The organism is Azospirillum griseum (genome assembly GCF_003966125.1).
In the GTDB taxonomy this organism is placed as follows: Bacteria; Pseudomonadota; Alphaproteobacteria; order Azospirillales; family Azospirillaceae; genus Azospirillum; species Azospirillum griseum.
Genome location: NZ_RXMA01000003.1, coordinates 121,881 through 140,695 on the forward strand (window position 1 = coordinate 121,881; position 18,815 = coordinate 140,695).

The 18,815-nt window shown below is 68.1% G+C and carries 10 protein-coding genes and 1 riboswitch; of the genes, 5 read left to right on the forward strand and 5 right to left on the reverse strand.

Annotated features, from left to right (window positions below):
• Positions 1 to 159: 159 nt before the first annotated feature.
• The 4 genes from EJ903_RS05020 to ribB all read right to left on the reverse strand — a co-directional run bounded on the left by EJ903_RS05020 (position 160) and on the right by ribB (position 2,466).
• Positions 160 to 771 carry a DNA-3-methyladenine glycosylase I gene (locus EJ903_RS05020; protein ID WP_126612746.1) on the reverse strand — a complete coding sequence of 204 codons (612 nt, stop codon included), beginning with the start codon at positions 769 to 771 and terminating at the stop codon, positions 160 to 162.
• Positions 772 to 774: 3 nt separating this feature from the next.
• Positions 775 to 1,008, reverse strand: coding sequence for a YciI family protein (locus EJ903_RS05025; RefSeq protein ID WP_246015199.1), 234 nt, complete (start codon positions 1,006 to 1,008; stop codon positions 775 to 777).
• Positions 1,009 to 1,012: 4 nt separating this feature from the next.
• Entirely contained in the window at positions 1,013 to 1,669 is a 657-nt protein-coding gene (locus EJ903_RS05030; RefSeq protein WP_126612750.1) for a TetR/AcrR family transcriptional regulator, read from the reverse strand.
• A gap of 110 nt (positions 1,670 to 1,779) precedes the next feature.
• Entirely contained in the window at positions 1,780 to 2,466 is a 687-nt protein-coding gene (gene ribB / locus EJ903_RS05035) for a 3,4-dihydroxy-2-butanone-4-phosphate synthase (protein ID WP_126612752.1), read from the reverse strand.
• A gap of 136 nt (positions 2,467 to 2,602) precedes the next feature.
• A riboswitch (FMN riboswitch) is annotated at positions 2,603 to 2,758 on the reverse strand.
• A gap of 133 nt (positions 2,759 to 2,891) precedes the next feature.
• On the opposite strand from ribB, the gene EJ903_RS05040 reads away from it, so the two are divergent.
• The 5 genes from EJ903_RS05040 (at position 2,892) to EJ903_RS05060 (ending at position 11,262) form a co-directional block, all read left to right on the forward strand.
• Complete coding sequence (locus tag EJ903_RS05040) at positions 2,892 to 4,082, forward strand: cysteine desulfurase family protein (RefSeq protein ID WP_126612754.1); 1,191 nt, start codon at positions 2,892 to 2,894, stop codon at positions 4,080 to 4,082.
• Between the two features lie 52 nt (positions 4,083 to 4,134).
• Positions 4,135 to 5,475 (forward strand): GH1 family beta-glucosidase, encoded by a 1,341-nt coding sequence (locus EJ903_RS05045; RefSeq protein WP_126612756.1) that lies wholly within the window; start codon positions 4,135 to 4,137, stop codon positions 5,473 to 5,475.
• A gap of 164 nt (positions 5,476 to 5,639) precedes the next feature.
• Positions 5,640 to 9,143, forward strand: a complete 3,504-nt coding sequence (locus EJ903_RS05050; RefSeq protein WP_126612758.1) for an indolepyruvate ferredoxin oxidoreductase family protein — start codon at positions 5,640 to 5,642, stop codon at positions 9,141 to 9,143.
• 396 nt (positions 9,144 to 9,539) lie between these two features.
• A complete protein-coding gene (locus EJ903_RS05055; protein WP_126612760.1) occupies positions 9,540 to 9,875 on the forward strand; it encodes an acyl carrier protein in 336 nt (111 codons plus the stop codon).
• Positions 9,876 to 9,918: 43 nt separating this feature from the next.
• Positions 9,919 to 11,262, forward strand: coding sequence for a GH1 family beta-glucosidase (locus EJ903_RS05060; protein WP_126612762.1), 1,344 nt, complete (start codon positions 9,919 to 9,921; stop codon positions 11,260 to 11,262).
• Between the two features lie 3 nt (positions 11,263 to 11,265).
• Here EJ903_RS05060 and EJ903_RS26920 read toward each other — a convergent pair whose 3' ends face one another.
• Positions 11,266 to 18,768 (reverse strand): two-partner secretion domain-containing protein, encoded by a 7,503-nt coding sequence (locus tag EJ903_RS26920; protein ID WP_158627877.1) that lies wholly within the window; start codon positions 18,766 to 18,768, stop codon positions 11,266 to 11,268.
• Positions 18,769 to 18,815 lie beyond the last annotated feature (47 nt).

Here is an 18,815-nt window from a genome sequence, read left to right on the forward strand (position 1 = left end):
ACCGATCATGGCACGCGCGTCAACCCAGCGGCCAGCGTTGATTCGTCGGCGGAGGGAGCAAGCGTGAAAAAAGGCACTCTCCCGCGCGCAACCGGGAAAAGTGCCTGAAAAACAAGCGATTCCAGCCCAATTCCGAGGCGGCTGGAACTGTGTAGCGGATCAGCGCGTCGGCCGGGTGAAGGCCGCGCGGGCGCGTTCGGCCTCCGCGCGGATGGCGCAGCCGTCGGCGTGGTCGTTGATGAGGCCCATCGCCTGCATGAAGGCGAACACCGTCGTCGGCCCGACAAAGGCCCAACCGCGCTTTTTCAAATCCTTCGACATCGCCACCGATTCAGCCGAGGTGGTGGCCGATTGCGGCGGCGGGCGGGTGGCCAGATCGGGTTCGAACCGCCAGACATAGGCGGCGAGCGAGCCTTCCGCCGCGATCAATTCCTGCGCCCGGCGGGCGTTGTTGATGACCGCCTCGATCTTGCCCCGGTGGCGGACGATGCCCGCGTCGGTCAACAGCCGGGCGACATCGTCGTCGGTGAAGGCGGCGACGCGGTCGATGGCGAAGCCGTGAAAGGCAGCGCGGAAATTCTCCCGCTTGGCCAGAATGGTCCGCCAGCTCAAGCCGGACTGGAAGGCCTCCAGACACAGCTTTTCAAACAGGCGCTGGTCGTCGCCAACCGGGAAGCCCCACTCGGCGTCGTGGTAGGCGAAAAACTCCGGGGCCGCTCCGCACCAGCGGCAACGGGGACGGCCATCGGGACCGGGAATCGTCGCGCTCATCGCTCACCCTTTCACAAAAGCCAGACGAGGATCGGTTCGCCCCGGCGCAATGTCCAGGATCTCCGCCCGCACCACATCGGCGGCGACAAAAGGATCCTCGGCCACACGGGCGTCCAACTCCGCGCGTGTCAGTCCATGGGCCAGCACCGCCCCTCCCTCCCCGGCGTTCAGACCGCCGGTCAACAGGAACACACCATCCTCGAACCCGCGCTGGATCCAGGCGTTGTGCGCCGCCATCAGTTCAGGCGCGCGTGACCGGTTGGCGGAAAACCTCAAACTCACGACGAACATCGGCTGCGGCTCCAACGGTTGCGGGGGTGGTGGACGGCGAGGTGACGGACAGACGCTCCAACCAGGCGCACAAGTCCGCCACTTCGCGCTGAAGGAACGCGTCATCCCGAAAGGCGTTGGCCAGCGTCGCCACGCCTTGGCTGTGGGCCAACACCCACATCGCCAGGGCGTCGGCGTCAGCGCCCCACCCCATGGCGTGGAACTGCCGGGCCAGCCAGTCGCGGAACAAGGTGAACAGACCCGCCGCGCGGTCCTGGGCGGTGTGGTTGAGCTTGATCAACTCGGTGGACAAGGTGCCGATCGGGCAGCCATGCCGCAGGATGGCGGTCTGGTTGGCGATCAGGATGTGAACGAAGCGGCGGACACGCTCCACCGGCGTTCGGCCCTCCGCCTCCCACCCGTCGAGCATGGCCTGAACCTTCACGCGGCGGCGGTCGATCACCGCGTCGAGGATCTCATCCTTCGTTTTGAAGTGATAATAGAAGTTGCCGCGCGAGATGCCGACGGCGGCGGCGATGTCGGTGAAGGACGCGTGCTCGAACCCGCGTTCGTAGAACAGCCGGTCCGCCTGCTCGATGATCTGATCGCGCGTGATGGCACCGCCCATCCTTTCCCCTCACTGGCAAGAGTTCGCCGTCCCGTCGGCGTGAACGCGGACTCGGACGACCGTCCTAGACATGAGATTAGGACAATCGTCCGAGAGGCGTCAAGCCCCGATCAGGCCGCTTGCGCCTGGGTTTCGGCGGCGACCAGATCGGCGATGCTGACGATGGGCAGACCATGCTCGCGGGCGAACACGACCAGTTCGGGCAGGCGGGCCATGCTGCCGTCCGGGTTCATCACCTCGCACAGCACACCCGCCGGGGATCGCCCGGCCCATTGCATCAGGGCGACGGTTGCCTCCGTGTGGCCGCGCCGGGCCAGCAGGCCGCCAGGATGGGCACGGATGGGGAAGACATGGCCGGGGCGGGCCAGATCCTCGGGCCGGCAATCGTCGGCCACCGCCGTGCGGACGGTGGTGACACGGTCGGCGGCGGACACGCCGGTGGTCACGCCGACCCGCGCCTCGATCGACACCGAAAAGGCGGTGCCGAAGCGCGAGGAGTTGGCCGACACCATCGGCGGCAACTCCAGCGCCTTCATCCGCTCGTCGGTCAGGATCAGGCAGACGATGCCCGAACAGGTGCGGATCAGCAGCGCCATCTGCTCCACCGTCAGGCTGTCGGCGGGGAAGATGATGTCGCCTTCGTTTTCCCGGTCCTCGTCGTCCACCACGATGACACCACCGCCAAGGCGGATGGCGTCAACCGCGCGGGCGACCCGTTCCCGGGCGTCGCCGAAGGGGCTGAGAAGGCTGTCTTGCTGGTTGTTCTGGTGGTTGTCTTGGTGATTGATCTGATTCATGACACCCACTCCGTTTCTGGGCGAGCCTGAATCAGGGCGCAAAAGAGGGTTCGGCCCCCGGAGTATCCCCCGGAACGCCGCGCACGGACCCGCGACGGCACCAACGCGCCTCCGCGTCGGGTGCCCCCGTTGACCCGCTCATTCTCTTCCATCCAGACTGTGACGGTCGGCCCCGGAGTTTCACCGGATCTGCTGACCCCACCGCCGCAAGGACGATGGGCGCTCGCGGGCTTGCCGTTCCGTGGAACGGATCACCGCCGGTCGGGAATTTCACCCTGCCCTGAGAACAAGCGTATGGACGCCGCCCCGCAAGGGACGGCACCCTGCACCTAGCCGCAGGCGCGGGCCGCTGTCAACGCGCGGCCAGCGCAGAGCAGAGCAACGCAAACGCGTGCACCAGCCTGTGCCGATCAGCGATGACGACGATGACGACAACACCGATCTACCTCGATCATCTGGCCTCGGCCCCGCTGGCCCCGGCGGTGCTGGACGCGATGCTGCCCTGGCTGTCGGCGGCGGCGGTCGGCAACCCGCACGCCGCCCACCGGCCCGGCTGGCGCGCCGCCGAGGCGATCGACGCGGCGCGGGCGGAGGTGGCGGCCCTGGTCGGCGCGCCGCCGGGGGCCGTGCTCTTCACCTCCGGCGCGACGGAGGCCAACACGCTGGCCCTGCTGGGGGCGGCCGCGCCGGGCGGGGCCTGCGTGCTGTCGGCGGTCGAGCACGCCAGCGCGCTGGGCTGCGCGCCGGAACTGCGGCGGCGCGGCCATCCGGTGATCCTGCTGGCGGTGGACGGCGACGGACGCGTCGATCCCGACCGTTTGGCCGACACGCTCGCCCGCCAGCCAGCCCCGGCGCTGGTGTCGATCATGGCGGCGAACAACGAGGTCGGAACCCGCCAACCGCTGGCCGAACTCGCGGCGGTGACGCGGGCGCGGGGCGGGCGTTTCCACAGCGACGCCGCGCAGGCGGCGGGGTGGGGCATGGTCGAGGCGACGGCCATGGGCCTGGATCTGGTCAGCCTGTCCGGCCACAAGCTGGGCGGGCCGATGGGCATCGGCGCTCTGGTTGTGGGGGAAGCGGTGCCGCTGCGTCCACCCTCCCCCGGCGGTGGGCAGCAGCGGGGCTTGCGCCCCGGCACCCTGCCGACGGCCCTGTGCGTGGGCTTCGGCGTCGCCTGCCGTCTGGCCCGCGCGCACGCGGCGGCGGATGCCCGGCGGGTGGCGGCGCTGCGGGACCGGCTGTGGGCGCGCCTGTCGGCGGCGCTGCCCGGCCTGCGCCGGAACGGCGCGCCCGATGGGTTGCCCGGCTGCCTGAGCGTCGCCCTGCCCGGCCTGGACGCCGCCGATCTGCTGCTTGGCCTGCCCGATCTGGCCGCCGCCACCGGGTCGGCCTGCCACAGCGACGCGGCGGAACCGTCCCACGTGCTGCGCGCGCTGGGCCGCTCGGCGGAGGAGGCCCACGGGACCCTGCGCTTTGGCCTGGGCCGGACCACGACGGCGGAGGAGGTGGAGCGCGCCGCCGCCTGGGTGATCGCCGCCATCCACGCTGGCTCCCCCGACGGCTTCCGCGACATCATGCCCGCGCGCGCCTCTTCCCCCACACCGGGAAAGGGGTAGGCTGGTCGCACGCGCCACCGACCCGCAAGGCCCCGCCATGACAGGCCCCACCATGACCGACACGCCCGGCTTTCCGCCCGATTTCCTGTGGGGGGCCTCGACCTCCGCCTATCAGGTCGAAGGGGCGGCGCAGGAGGATGGGCGTGCGCCCAGCGTCTGGGACAGCTTTTGCAATCTGAAAGGCCGGGTGGACAACGGCGACAGCGGCGATGTCGCCTGTGACCATTACCACCGCTACGCCGACGATGTGGCGCTGATGGCCGGGCTGGGGTTGAACGCCTACCGCTTTTCCGTGTCCTGGCCGCGCGTGCTGCCGCAGGGGACCGGCGCGCCCAACGGCAAGGGCCTGGATTTTTACGACCGCCTGATCGACGCGCTGCTGGCGGCGGGAATCGAACCCTGGCTGTGCCTCTATCACTGGGATTTCCCGCAAGCCTTGCAGGACCGGGGCGGCTGGGCCAACCGCGACAGCGTGGGGTGGTTCGCCGATTACAGCGCGCTGTGCGCCCGCCGCTTCGGCGACCGGGTGAAACGCTGGGCGACGGTCAACGAGTTTTCCGTCTTCACCCTGTTCGGCTTCGCCTTTGGCTGGGGCGCGCCCAGCATCGCCGACCGGTCGGTGCATCTGAAGGTCATCCACCACGTCAACCTCGCCCATGGCGCGGCGGTGGATGTGGTGCGCGCGTTGGTGCCGGGGGCCTCCATCGGCTCGGTTCACAGCGTCCAGCCGATGCGGCCGGAAACCGACCGGCCGGAGGATGTCGAGGCCGCCGCCCTGTTCGACGAGCATTGGAACTGGGCCTTTCCCGACCCGCAATTGCGCGCCCACTACCCCCGCCGCATCGCCGAGGCCATCGACCCCTATGTCCGGCCCGGCGACATGGCGCGGATCGCCCGCCCGGTGGATTGGTTCGGGCTGAACCATTACGCCCCGGTCTATGGCCGCAAGGACGACAGCCTGATTTGGGGCTTCGGCTTTGGCGCGCCGCCGCCGGAGATGCCGCGCACCGATGTCGGGTGGCCCTATGACCCCAGCGCCTTCCGCGACGTGCTGCTCGACCTGACCCGGCGGTACCGCCTGCCGATCTATGTGACCGAGAACGGATTCGGCACCAAGGAGGACGAGCGGCCCGACGCCGATGGCCGGGTGCGGGACGACAAGCGCATCGGCTATCTGCGCGACTGCATCGGCATGATGGCCCGCGCGCGGGCGGAGGGGGCCGACGTGCGCGGTTACTTCGTCTGGTCGCTGCTGGACAATTTCGAATGGGGTGGGGGCTATGGCACCCGCTTCGGCATCGTCCGCGTCGATTATGAAACGCAAGCCCGCATCCCCAAGGAGTCGGCGCGCTGGTACGCCGACGTGATCCGCCGCTCCCGCAATCCGGGGTAAAACTCTGGCGCTGCACACGAACATACGCATGATCTTTGCGGAATGAACGAACAATCCGCATGACCATTCCCGGATGACCGGCCACCCACCGCCAACGCGCAAAACCATTTGCGCGACTTGGGCGCACACTCGGTTCACACAAGACTCGAACCGAGGACCGAGACATGGACGGCATGGCGGGCGGCGGCCTGTTTGACGAACCGGCGCGCGTTGACCAGAGCTATCGCCTGGACGACCGCTACACCCGCGCGGAGGGTCAGGTCTTTCTGACCGGAACCCAGGCGCTGGTCCGCCTGCTGCTGCTTCAGCGGGAGCGCGACGCGCGGGCCGGGTTGAACACGGCCGGATTCGTCAGCGGCTATCGCGGCTCCCCCCTCGGCGGGTTGGACATGGCGCTGTGGCAGGCGCGCGCGCATCTGGACCGCAGCGCCATCCGCTTCGTCTCCGGCGTGAACGAGGATCTGGGGGCCACCGCCGTGATGGGCAGCCAACAGGTGGAATCCTCCGCCGACGCCACCGTCGATGGCGTCTTCGGCCTGTGGTACGGCAAGGGGCCGGGGGTGGACCGGGCGGGCGATGTGCTGAAACACGCCAACGCCTATGGCAGTTCGCCGCGCGGCGGGGTGCTGGCGATCGCCGGGGACGATCACGGCTGCGTGTCGTCCAGCATGCCCCACCAAAGCGATCTGGCGATGATCGCCTGGTCGATGCCGGTGCTCAACCCGTCGGGCGTGCGCGAGTATCTGGATTTCGGCCTGTATGGCTACGCCCTGTCGCGCTTCTCCGGCTGCTGGGTGGGGTTCAAGGCGATTTCGGAAAGCGTGGAGAGCGGGGCGACCGTGCAACTCCCCGCCCTGGACCGCGCCTTTGCCCCGGTGGACTTCCCCCAACCGCCGGGCGGCCTGCATTACCGCTGGCCCGACCTGCCCAGCCTGCGCATCGAAGAACGGCTGGCCGCCAAGATCGCGGCGGTCAAGGCCTTCGCCCGCGTCAACCGCATCGACGGCCCGGTCCTGGGCCGGGGCGGCTGGCTGCGGATCGTCACCACCGGCAAGGCCCATCTCGACCTGATGGAGGCGCTGCGCCTGCTGGGCATCGGCGCGCGCGAGGCGGCGGAGCTGGGCCTGTCGGTCCACAAGATCGGCCTGTCCTGGCCACTGGAACCCGAGGGCGCGCTGGACGCCGCGCGCAGGGCCGACGAGGTTCTGGTGGTGGAGGAAAAGGCCCCGGTGGTCGAAGGCCAGTTGAAGGACCTGCTGTATCATCTGCCCGACGGGGAACGCCCGCGCGCCCTGATCGGCAAGACCGACGAACAGGGTGCCCCCCTGCTGCCCGCCACCGGGGAACTGCGGCCCTGGATCGTCGCCAAGGCGCTGGTGTCCCGCCTGCAGCGCCGCTTCCCCGACCGGGGCTTCGCTGACCGGCTGGCCACGCTGCTGCCGGTGGATTCCGTCCCCCGCCCGTCGGTGGCGCGCACCCCCTATTTCTGCTCCGGTTGCCCGCACAACACATCGACCAAGGTGCCGGAGGGCAGCGTCGCGCTGGCCGGGATCGGTTGCCACTTCATGGCCTCGTGGATGGACCGCGACACCGTGGGGCTGGCCCAGATGGGGGGCGAGGGGGTGAGCTGGATCGGCCAATCGCCCTATGTCCGCCGCCCGCACGTCTTCCAGAATCTGGGCGAGGGGACCTATTTCCACTCCGGTCTGCTGGCGATCCGGCAGGCCATCGCCGCCCGCATCACCATCACCTACAAGATCCTGTTCAACGACGCCGTCGCCATGACCGGGGGGCAGCCGGTGGACGGGCCGATTTCGGTGGACGCCATCACCCGGCAATTGGCCGCCGAGGGCATCACCCGCATCGCCCTGGTCAGCGACGCGCCGGAGAAATACGGGCCGCGCTCCGGCTTGGCTCCCTTCACAACCATCCACCACCGCGACGAGATGGACGCGGTCCAGCGCGAGTTGCGGGAGATCCCCGGCGTCACCGCCCTGATCTACGAACAGACCTGCGCGGCGGAAAAGCGCCGCCGCCGCAAGCGTGGCACGCTGGAGGATCCCGCCCGCCGGGTGGTCATCAACGACGCGGTGTGCGAGGGCTGCGGCGATTGCGGGCAGAAATCGAACTGCCTGTCGGTGCTGCCCAAACCCACCGCCTTCGGCGTGAAGCGCCAGATCGACCAATCCAGTTGCAACAAGGATTTCTCCTGCGTCGAGGGTTTTTGCCCCAGCTTCGTGTCGGTGATGGGCGGACGGCTGCGCAAACCCGACCCGGCGGCCGTCGCCGCCCGCTACGCCGACGCGCTGGCCGCCCTGCCGCTGCCGGTGCGGACGGCCAACGACGACCCGGCGGAAATCCTGATCGCGGGCGTCGGCGGGACCGGCGTCGTCACCATCGGCGCGCTGCTCGCCATGGCCGCGCATCTGGAGGGCAAGGCGGCGTCGGTGCTGGATTTCATGGGCTTCGCGCAGAAGGGCGGGGCCGTCTACAGCTATCTTCGGGTGGCCCGCGACCCGGACCGGCTGAATCAGGCCCGCATCGACCCCGGTCAGGCCCAATTGGTGCTGGCCTGCGACACGGTGGTCGCCGCCGCAGCCGACGCGCTGCGCACCATCCGTCTGGGGCGGACACGGGTGATCGCCAACGCCTATGTCGCGCCGACCGGAGCCTTCACCCGCGACGCGGCCCGGCTGCCCGACGCCAGCGCCCTGGCCGGTGCCCTGCGCCGCGCCGCCGGGCCGGAACAGGTGGAGGTGGTGGACGCCAACCGCCGCGTCACCGCCCTGTTCGGCGACAGCATCCTCGCCAACGTCTTCCTGATGGGCTACGCCTTTCAAAAGGGCCTGTTGCCGGTCGGGCTGGAGGCGTTGAGCCGCGCCATCGACCTGAACGGCACCGGGGTCGCCGCCAACCAGCGCGCCTTCGCCTTTGGCCGCCTCGCCGCCCACCAACCGGTCATCCTCGCCGATCTGGGCGCGGAGGAAGCTCCCCCCACCGAAGCGTTGCCGGACCTGATCGCGCGGCGCGCCGCCTTCCTCACCGCCTATCAGGATCGCGCCCACGCCGACCGCTACCGCGCCCTGGTCGAGCGGGTGTGGCAAGCCGAACAGCGCGTGGCCCCCGGCTCCACCGCCCTGGCCGACGCGGTGGCGCGCAGCGCCTTCAAACTGATGAGCGTCAAGGACGAGTATGAGGTCGCCCGGCTGCACAGCGACCCGGCCTTCCTGAAAAGCCTCGACGACCGGTTCGAGGGGGATTGGACGCCGGTCTTCCACCTCGCCCCGCCGCTGCTGGCGACCAACCGCAACGCGGCGGGCGAGCCGCGCAAGATCGCCTTCGGGCGCTGGATCCTGCCGGTGTTCCGGGGCTTGGCCGGGCTGAAGCGGCTGCGCGGCACCCCGTTCGATCCCTTCGGTTACACCCACGAACGCCGGATGGAACGCGCCCTGATCGCCCGTTACGAGGCCACGGTGGCCGACATCCTCGATCATCTGACGGCGGAGCGGCTGGCGACCGCCGTGGAGCTGGCGGCCCTGCCCCTGGAGATCCGGGGATTCGGTCACGTCAAGGAACGGGCGTTGGCGGCGGTCGAACCGCGTTGGCAGACCTTGACCGACCAGCTGCACGCCCCCGCGTCGAGCACACCGGCCGTGCGAGTCGGGTAATCCGCCGGACATCCAGCAGAAGGACACGAGTCGGCGGCCCCCCGATTCGCGCCCCCGATCCCGCAGACACCCCCACAGACGCCCCCGCAACGCCCCGGCCTGCCGCCGGGGCGTTTGCCGTTTTCGACACCGCCGGAGTCGGCCACCGGCCGCCGCGCGCCCACACCAACCGGGCCGCGACGCTTCGGCGCAGACGCACCGGGACGTGTTGAGTCGCCGTTCTCCCGCCCGCTTCGGTGGCAAAACCATAACGGAATTTTTCTCACCACGCGCAGGGGGCTGGTGATGATCCGGAGTTCTTCTTAGGATGCGGTCGTGTATAGTCCATGCCGTTCGGCTTAGTCCCGTTCTCTCAAACGCCCTCCTGACCCACCGGGAACCGCAACGAGTGTCGTGATGAGCAAATCGATTGAGGGCATTTCCAACTGGATGCACATGTTCCGTTGGATCGTGAAGCTCATCCGCGACGAATATGGCGTTGATGAAGCGTTGCTGACCCGGAACGCCACGCTGGAAACCGACATCGGCCTGACCATCGACAAGGTCGAACAGGTGCTGGAGTTCATTTCCGACAGCTTCGACATCCGTTTCCCCGAGGGGACGCTGGACGAGCTGGTGCGGCTGGAGGAGCTGTGCCTGCTGGCAAGCTGGATCAAGGGCTATTACAAGCGCCCGGATTTCATCTCCGACGATTTCGAGGCGCGCTGCCGCGCCATCAACACCATCGCCTGACCGCCTTTCACCCCAGCGACCCACCCAACCAGCGGGAGGACGCATGACCACCACCCCCTATCCGCCCGGTTTCACCTGGGGTGTGTCCACCTCCGCCTATCAGATCGAGGGTGCTGCCGCCGAGGACGGGCGCGGCCCCAGCGTCTGGGACACCCGTTGCCGCACGCAAGGCGGGGTGGTGAACGGGGACACCGGTGATGTCGCCTGCGACCATTACCACCGCTGGGAGGAGGATGTCGCCCTGATGAAGGGGCTTGGGGTGGACGCCTACCGCTTCTCCGTCGCGTGGCCGCGTGTGCTGCCGCGCGGGCGCGGTGTGGTGAACCCGGCCGGGTTGGATTTCTACGACCGGCTGATCGACCGGCTGCTGGAGTCGGGAATCGAACCCTGGCTGTGCCTGTATCACTGGGATTTGCCGCAGGCGCTGCACGATCTGGGCGGCTGGTCCAGCCGCGATTGCGCCGGTTGGTTCGCCGATTACACCGCCCTGTGCGCCAAGCGCTACGGCGACCGGGTGAAACGCTGGATCACCTTCAACGAGTTTTCCGTCTTCACCCTGTTCGGCTACGCGATCCCCTGGGCCGCCCCCGGCATTGTCGACCGCACCCAGCATCTGCGCGCCATCCACCACGTCAACCTCGCCCATGGCGACGGGGTGTCGGTGCTGCGCGCGCTGGTTCCCGGGGCCTCCATCGGCGCGATCCACAACCGTCAGATCGTCATCCCGGAAACCGACACGGCGGACAACCGGGCGGCGGCGGCGCTGCTGGACGAGCATTGGAACCTTGTGTTCTGCGACCCGCAGATCCTTGGCCATTACCCGCTGCAAACCGCCGATCACATCGCGCCCCATGTCCAGGCGGGCGACATGGCGCGCATCGCCCAGCCGACCGATTGGTTCGGCCTGAACCATTACGGCCCGATCTTCGCCAAGGCCGACCCGTCGCGGGTCTGGGGCTATGGCTGGGGCGACGCGCCGCCCGATTCCCCCACCCACGGCGTCGGCTGGGCCATCTTCCCCGACGCCTTCCGCGACGAGCTGTTGACCATCCACCGCCGCTACCGGCTGCCCATCGTGGTGACGGAAAACGGCTGCGGCGGCAGCGACAGGGTGGAGGCGGACGGCAGCGTCAACGACCCGCACCGCATCCGCTATCTGACCATCTACAACGAGGCGCTGCGCGCGGCGATGGCGCAGGGGGCCGACGTGCGCGGCTATTTCCTGTGGTCGCTGTTGGACAATTTCGAATGGGGCAGCGGTTACGGCCAGCGCTTTGGCCTGATCCACGTCGATTTCACCACGCTGACGCGCACGCCCAAGGCGTCGGCCCGCTGGTACGCCGACCTGATCGCCCAGGCCCGCGCACCCCGCCTGATCGCCACATAACCGTCAGTTGGTTGCCGTGCTGGCCTTGGGCGACAGCACATAGTCGCCACCCTCGTCGTAACCGGCGGCTTTGATAACGCCGTATTGCGGGGTTTGCGGCACGTCACGGGTCACGTCCTCGCGCACCTGCTCGTACAGCTCGAACCCGCCGCTTTCGCGCGGCAGCGCGCGGATACGGGCCATCAGCGCGGTGGCGAAGGGCGAGTTTGTCTCACCGTCGGCCACCGGCTCGTCCCCGCCCGACGACAGCGCCATCACCGACCGGCGTTGTCGCAGCTCCTCGCCCGTCTTGGCCCGGCTGGCCGCGTCGAGCTTCTGTTCCTTGGTGAAGGCCCCGGAGTAGCAGCTGTCCGACACCAGCATCACCTGTTTGGCGGGCATCCGGTTCAGGAAACGGGCGATGTCGTTGTTGGACACCCAATTGCGGGCGCTGGTGGTTTCCGCGTCCGATGGCAGCCAATAGCCGGTTCCGGTTTCGGCCAGCTCATAGCCGTGACCGGCGTAATAGACCATCACCTGATCCTGTTCCGTCACCTCGCGCCCCAGCTTGCGCAGGGCGTCGGCGATCTGCGCCTTGGTCGGGTTGCGCAACACACGGGTTTCGTACCCCAACCGCTCGTTCAGCGCCCGGCCCACCTCCGCCACGTCCGCCGCCGGGGTCCCCAGCGCCGGAATCTCCGGGTTGCGGTAGGTGTCCACCGCGATCATCAGCGCTAGCTTGCGCCCGTCCGTCACCGCCGGTGGCGCAGCGGCGGCGGTGGCCGGGGCCTGCACGGCGATGCGGCGCTCCTTCGTCGCCCCGGTGTCGTCGGTGACGGTCAGGACGGCTTCGGTCTGGCCGGGGGCGATGACCAGATTGGCACCGAAGCGCCCCTGCTCATCCACAAACACCCATTGGCCGTTGACGCGCGCCTCGGCCACCCGCTCGTTGCTGTCGATCAAGCCACGCACAACAGCGCGGGTGCGCCGCGCGCCCGCGTTGGCAAACTCCACGATGTTGGGCGGTGGCGTTCCGTCGTTGGCGCGGGACGGGAACAGATCGGCCGCACCGGGCTCCGCCGCCAACTGACGCAGCGCCCCGGCCAGCGACCGGGTCCGCTGCTCCCGCCGCACCCGCTGGTACATGGCGAGGTAGGTTTTGGTCGTCGCCGGATCATAACCCGCCTGCTTCAGCACGGATTTCACCTCGGCATAGGCCGCCCGCCCGCTGGTGGCGGTGGTTTGCAGCAAGCCACCAACCTGCTTGGCCACAGGGTCGGGGCTGTTGACCAGACCGGTGACAAGGGTGGCCACCGGCACGCTTTGGAACACCGCCTTTTGTTCGGTGATGCTCATGCCGCTGCTGGCAACCGATGCCACCGCCTGCGTGATCGAGCCGGTGGTCGCCGCCTGCGTCACCGTGCCCGCCGCCGCCTGCACCACCGGAGAGGTCAGAACCTGCGGGCCGGGTTGCGACAGGGTCGCCCCGGTGGTGTAGGCCACCGTGGCGCTGGAGGAGAACGACACGGTCTCACCGCTGGCCAACGCCACCACCGCCGGGGTTGGCGTGACCGGTGGAGATGTTGGCGTGGAGCCGGAGGAGGTTGACGAGGTCGCGCTGGTTCCCGACTGCGCGCTGGTGGACTGAGAGGATGTGGACGCCTCCGAGGTCGTGGATCCGGTGCTGGTCGTTCCTGCGGCGGCCGACGACGCGGCGGGCGCGGTTGCGCTTCCGCTGACGGCAGTGGCAGTGGCAGTGGCAGTGGCAGTCGGGGCGGCGCTTGCGGAACCGGTCGGTTTTTCCAGGGCCGTCAGGAAACTGCGCGGTTCCGCGCTCCGCGCCCCGGTTGCCCCCGACCCGGTGGGAACGGATGGGACCGCCGTCGGCGTCACCGGTGCCAGCGCAGGAGGCGACACGACAACCGGCACCACGCGGGACACGGTCTGCAGAACCGCATCAATGGTCTGTTCGGAGGTCTGCACGACGCTGGGCGGCAGCGGCGGAGAAACCACCGGTGGCGGAGAAACCGGAGGCGAAACCGGAGGCGAAACAGGTGGAGCAACCGGTGGAGACACCGGTGGAAGAACAGGCGGCGGCTCCGGCGGGGGCACAGGCGGAGAAACCGGAGGAGAGACCGGGGGCGAAACGGGGGGCGAAACGGGGGGCGAAACCGGAGGAGACACCGGTGGAGAGACTGGTGGAGAGACCGGAGGGGATACCGGCGGAGACACCGGGGTCTCCGTCGTGGTCTCTGGTGTGGTGTCGGTCGTGGTGGTGCCTGGCTCCGCGTTGGCGGCGACAATCATGTTGCCGGTGGCCGTGACGGAGGCCGGGGGCAGTGTGGAAAACGTCCTTCCATAGATCGTCGCAGCGGCCAACCCGCCCAACTGTATGGCGGCCCGGTCCGCAGCGTAGATCAGCCAACGCCCACCCACAGACAGGCTGGAAACCGTGCCGTTGTTGACGAAATTTTCGCTGGCCACCAAGGACAGATCATAGGGGCCAGTGACCGTGACCGATGCGGTTGGAGCCAAGGTGAGCGCCCCAATCGTGCGGATCGACGCGTTGCCCGCCGCCGACACCGCACCATTGATGTTCAAGCCCCCCACGCTGTCCGTCAGGGTAAGCGTTCCACCGCTTTGGACATCACCCAACACCCCGATGCTGTTGCTGACTCCTGCAACACCGAGATTGATGCTGCCCGCCGTGGCGGTGGCGTTCAGGGTGCCGACATTGAGCAACCCCTGATTTCCCTGGATCGACCCGGTGCTGGAAGTCAACCCAAGCGTCGTTCCGTTGACTTCCAACCCGGAGGTTCCTCCCGCCGTGCCAATCGTCAACGTCCCGCTGTTGCGGTAGGTCAGGGTTCCAACCCGTCCGGCCAATTCCTCCACCGCGTTTGCGCTGTCGGTCAGGGTGAAGGTCGCGCTGCTGCCCAAAAGCTCCAGATCACCGGCGGTGATGCTGGCGGTTTGGCTGATCGTGCCGCTGTCTGCCCGCAACGACAGCAAGCCGCTCGCAGTGGACAGCCCGGTGTGGCTGCCGCCCGCGCCAATCGAATAGCCACGGGTGTTGCGGAAGATCAACTCCGCCACCGACCCCGTCAGCACATCAATCGTGTTGCTCCCGCTCAAGGAAAAATGCGCGTCCGACCCGGACAGCTCCAGGGTGCCCGCCGCAATTCCGCTGGTCTCCGTCACCGTTCCAGCATCGACGATCAGCACGGTGTTGCCGCCATGCGTGTCGATCCCCGTGGTCGATCCCGCCGTCCCGATGACAAAGCCACGCCGGTTGCGGAAGGTCAGCTCGGCAACATCCGCCGCGATGACATCAACCGAATTGGCACCGTCCAGACTGGGATGTGCACCGGTTCCGGTCAGTTCCAGGGTGGAGGCGATGATCGCCTCCCCCTGCCAAATGCTGCCCGTGTCCGCCCCCAGAGAGGTCAACCCGCTGGTTGTGATCCCAGCCGTCGCCCCCACCGTCGAAACCCCAAAGCCCTGCGTGTTGTGAAAACGCACGGAGCCGGTGTTGGCCGCCAAGGTGGAAATGGTGTTGCTGCCCGTCAGGTCATAGGTCGCCCCCGCCCCAAGCAGTTCCAGCGAATCCGCTGTGATGCCAGCGCTCTGCGTCACCGAGCCGGCGGTGTTGAGGGTCAGGCGGTTGGACCCGACCGACAAAGCGCCATTGATGGCGATGCCGCCGCTGCCGCTGGCCGCGTTCACCAGACGCAAGGGGCTGCCAAAGGTCAGGCTGCCGCCCACCGTGATCGCGCCGTAATCAGCCACGTCGCCAATCACGATTTCCGAAAAGCCGGTTTCAATGGCCGTCAGCGAGGTGCTCGACAGCGACAGCGTTCCCGCCCCGCCCGCCAGACCGACGGTGGTGGAGTGGGTTTCCGGCCGCAAGGTCAAGGTGCCAGTGCTTTTCAACTCCGGCTTGCCCGATTGGGCCAGATTCATGGTGTCTGCGGTCAGGGTGATGTTGGAACTGCTGCCGCCGGTCTGGCTGCCGACCCCAATCTTGACCGCGCCATACAGGCCGATCCCAAGCGGATCGTCACCCGTTCCCGGTGTTCCAACAATGTTGATCGGCCCGCTGGCCGCTTCAATGAAGGGGCCGGTGCCCAGATTGACCAGAGACACACCCGCCGTCCCGCTGGCCAAGGACCGCCCTGCCTTTCCGCTCAGGGTCAGGCCACCGTTCGCCCCACTGGCCCGGACTTTGACATTCCGACCGATCGCCAGACCATAGGCGCTGTTGGCGTTGGCACCGCTGGCATCCCCATCGATCTGGATCGCCGTGGTGCCGGTTGCCGCCGATCGGATGGTCATCGCGGCGGTGTTGGCGTCCACACTGACACCCGCCACCGTTCCAGTGGTCGCAACCGCCGTGCCCTTGATCCGGATCGTCCCGGTTCCGGCGTCCATCGACAGGCCGTTGACCATCGAGACACCATGGCCACCATCGGCGTCCTTGCCCTGGCCGATGATGCTGATGTTACCCCCTCCCGACAGCACCGACCCACCTGAAATCCGCACACCATACGCGCGGGTGGCGCTGCCCTTGGCCGCTGTGCTGGACGGATCGGAGCCACCGCCCATGATGATCGCACCACCCTGGCTGCTGATGCTCGCGCTGCTGATGGCGATGGCGCCGCCATTGGCACCGTCACGGTCGGCGTTCAGCGTGATGGCCTGGCCGTAGCTGGTGAGGCTTGCGGCTTCCTGGATGGAGATGTCGCCACCGGCCCGCAACGCGATGGATCCAACCTCCGACCCCGATCCGGTTCCCAACGACGACGACACGGTGATGTTGCCACCGGTGGCCAAAACCAAGGGGTCCTTGAAGGTTGCCGAATCAACGGTGATGTCCCCGGTTCCATCCGACCGGCCAATGGTGATGGATGAGAAGCCGTCTTGGAACGCGCCCAACTCGGTGCCGGTCAGCACCAGACCGGAGGTTCCGGAGCCGACGTTGATCTCCTTGGACAGGGTGGCAGGACGCAGGGTCAGCGCCCCGCTGCTGCGCACCGTGCCAATGCCGCCGGACGTCTGGAGACTGTCGAGGGTGAACGTGATGTCCCCGGCGGCCGATGCACCGCCGATGGTGTTGTTGGCATCCCCGGCGGTCATGGCAAAGGAGTTGACCGTGTCCGGGGTGGACGCTGTGATGTGGATGGGAGCGCTGCCATAGGACGACAGTTTGGCCGCCCCCTCCAACCGCAGCCCTTCGTTCAACGATCCGGCGCTGCCACCCACCGCGTTCAGCGTCAGCGCGCCGGTGGTGGAGCGCACCTCAGCACCGCCGTTGATGTGGATGCCGTGATTGGCACCGCCGGAACTGCCCGTTCCGGTTCCTCCGGTGCCGTTGATCGTCAAAACCCCGGAATCGGCGCGCACAACAGCCCCACCGAGCACGTGCACGCCGTTGTTGCTGCCGCTGCTGCTGCGGTCGGCGGTGCCGGAGCCACCCGTGCCGGTCAAGGTGAGCGCGCCGGAGCCGGTTGTGATTGCGGCACCGTTGTTCACCCGGATGCCGGTGTTGGATCCGTCGTTTGCGGTTCCACCCTGCCCAACGATGGTGATGTTGCCCGATGTGGTGGTGATCGACCCACCATCGACGCTGACGCCGTAATTGCTGCCGTTGCTGTAGGTGCCTCCCTCTCCCCGGATCGAGATGTTGCCCGTTCCGGTGGTAAGGTTGGCATTGGTCATCAGAACGCCGACCTTGCTGGAGCTGTTATCCCCCTTGGCCGCCGTGGTCGCCGGATTGGCACCACCACCTATGGTCAGGTTGCCGTTGTTGGTGTTGATCGAGACCGACGACTGAATTTCGACAGCGCCCGTTGCATCAGAATCGGAGTTGGCGTTCAACACAAGGTGCAACTTGTTTGATCCCGACGCCGTGATGCTGGCCCCCAGAAAAAGATCGGCGGCAGACCGCAAGGTCAGGGTGCGATCCGACGTGAGCGTCATCGCCATCGCGGTGTCGACAATCAGATTGCCAACCTGCGTCCCGGTGCTGCCGGTGGTGACGGTCACGTCGTTGCCGTTTTGCAGCGCCGTGACAATGGACGCAGCGTCCACCTGCTGCGCGTCGGTCGCCGGATCGAACGTTCCCCCGGCGCTGAGGTCATAGCCGGTGCTGGTGATGGTGGCGTTGCGGGGATCCAACAACCAATGACCGGCCAGCCCGCCGGTGCGGGAACTGGCATCCACGACACCCCGCGCGTGTAAGGTCAGTTTGCCGGAGGTTTCAACAAAACCGCCATCCCCACCTGCCCCCCCTCCCCTGGCGCTGATGGTTCCGTCAAAGCGCGTGGCTTCGTCCGACCACAGCACCACCTTGCCGCCCTTGCCCTGCGCCGTGGCGTCCGCCGTGATGACCGCCCCGGCCTCCACCGTCAGGTTGCGGGCGGGAGGAACCGGTTTGCGGGCCGGGCGGATGTTGTAGAGGGCGTAGGTGGTGAAATCGGCGTGCCCCCCCTGCACGTCGCCACCGATCAGCACCTCTCCACCGCCCGCCACACCGCTGGCGTTCACCCGCGCGCTGGCCCCCAACTCCACCCGCTCGCCGCTGACGGTGACGCTGCCGCCCGTTCGGTCCGCGACCACCCCGGACGCGTCGAGCGTGCCGGTGACGCGCACCGTCCCAGCCTCCGGATCCCCGCTCAGGATGATCTCGCCGTCGCGCTCCTCAACGCTGCGGGCCTGGATGCGGCCGGACATGTTGACAACGCTGTCCACCAGCCCCTTGGCGGCGGCGGCGGACATCCGCACCCGCCCGCCATCGGCGAAAATCTGGCCGTCGTTGCGGACCAGCGCATCGACCGGCTTGCCGTCGGCCCCGATGGGGCGGGCGTCGGTCTTGGCATCCATCGCCAGATTGATCTTTTGATCGCCGAACAGATCGACGACGAAGCGTCGGCCAGACGCGAGCGCCACCTCGCCCAGCCGCGCGTCGATGGTCCCACGGTTGGCCACACCGGGGGCGACGAAGGCGGCCAGCCCGGCCTGCGCCACGGTGATGACGCCCTCATTCTCCACCGTCGCGGTGGAGCCGGACTTCCCCTCGAACTGATAACGGCCCGCCAGGAAATCATCGTTGCGGATGTCGTGGGTGGTGGCGATCAGGCCACCAACATCGACCTGGGCGTTGCGGCCGAACAGGATGCCGTTGGGGTTGACCAACCAGACCTGACCATTGGCCGAAAGCCGCCCCATGATGGCCGAGGGATCCGGCCCGACCACGCGGTTGAGGGTGATGGATTGCGGGTCCGGTTGCACGAAACGGGTGTGTTCCCCCTCCTTCACACCAAAGCGCTGCCAGTCGATCACCGCCTTTGGTGTGGTCTGCACGATGTCGAGTTGCCCCGGCCCGCCGGGCCGGATCGCCACAGCCCCCGCCGTCACCGCCCCGCCTTCCGGGTTGGCGAAGGCGGTTCCGGGCAAAAGCGTCGCCGCCAGAATCACCACCCCCGTCCGCCCGGCCAGCGCCGACGCCCCACGCAAACGCGCGGACACGGGTGGCGGCGCAAAATGGCGGAACCGGTGTGACGACGTCCTCATCC

What these genes read in the sequence shown, in the direction of transcription:
- EJ903_RS05020 (WP_126612746.1), bottom strand. Translation starts at nt 771, where the DNA reads ATGAGCGCGACGATTCCCGGTCCCGATGGCCGTCCCCGTTGCCGCTGG.
- EJ903_RS05025 (WP_246015199.1), bottom strand. Translation starts at nt 1,008, where the DNA reads ATGGCGGCGCACAACGCCTGGATCCAGCGCGGGTTCGAGGATGGTGTG.
- EJ903_RS05030 (WP_126612750.1), bottom strand. Translation starts at nt 1,669, where the DNA reads ATGGGCGGTGCCATCACGCGCGATCAGATCATCGAGCAGGCGGACCGG.
- ribB (WP_126612752.1), bottom strand. Translation starts at nt 2,466, where the DNA reads ATGAATCAGATCAATCACCAAGACAACCACCAGAACAACCAGCAAGAC.
- EJ903_RS05040 (WP_126612754.1), top strand. Translation starts at nt 2,892, where the DNA reads ATGACGACAACACCGATCTACCTCGATCATCTGGCCTCGGCCCCGCTG.
- EJ903_RS05045 (WP_126612756.1), top strand. Translation starts at nt 4,135, where the DNA reads ATGACCGACACGCCCGGCTTTCCGCCCGATTTCCTGTGGGGGGCCTCG.
- EJ903_RS05050 (WP_126612758.1), top strand. Translation starts at nt 5,640, where the DNA reads ATGGACGGCATGGCGGGCGGCGGCCTGTTTGACGAACCGGCGCGCGTT.
- EJ903_RS05055 (WP_126612760.1), top strand. Translation starts at nt 9,540, where the DNA reads ATGAGCAAATCGATTGAGGGCATTTCCAACTGGATGCACATGTTCCGT.
- EJ903_RS05060 (WP_126612762.1), top strand. Translation starts at nt 9,919, where the DNA reads ATGACCACCACCCCCTATCCGCCCGGTTTCACCTGGGGTGTGTCCACC.